This window comes from Mesorhizobium sp. M2A.F.Ca.ET.039.01.1.1 (assembly GCF_003998035.1).
GTDB lineage: Bacteria > Pseudomonadota > Alphaproteobacteria > Rhizobiales > Rhizobiaceae > Mesorhizobium.
The window spans coordinates 1-414 of sequence record NZ_RZRY01001572.1; the positions used below are offsets into that span (position 1 = coordinate 1).

1 protein-coding gene is annotated in these 414 nt (G+C 62.8%); it reads right to left on the bottom strand.

Going from position 1 to position 414, the window contains the following annotated elements; all coding sequences use genetic code 11:
* A partial coding sequence (locus tag EOA24_RS42325) for a hypothetical protein (RefSeq protein WP_189354736.1) occupies positions 1-414 on the bottom strand: 414 nt, incomplete at both ends.

The following is a 414-nucleotide window of genomic DNA, read 5'->3' on the forward strand; positions in this document are numbered from 1 at the left end:
ATGCCGATGTGTTTCCCTCCTTCCGCATCGAGCGCCCGACGCAGCGCGGCGGTGGCCTCGCAATCAAGGGCAAGAAGCTGGTCCGTCGAGCCCTCAAGAACATGCGCTGGTGCCTGTACGGCATGAAAGCCCTGCCGCACCGCAAAGCGGGCTATCTGGCCGATGACGTCCCGGTTCGCGTTTGGTCGCAGATCGTCGGGTGTCAGAACGCTCTCGGGGTTTGCCCAGGGCGCCGACCTCGCCGCTCCACCAAATCGGCCAATTGACGAAAGCTCGGCGACATTGGTGTCGAGGATCAGTTCTCCGCCGACCTCGGTGAGGGCCGTCAGAAGATCATGTTGCCTCAGCGCCGCTGACGCTTCCACCACGACCCGATCAACCATCATCTTTCCCGACCCAAGAAGGGTCTCGAGC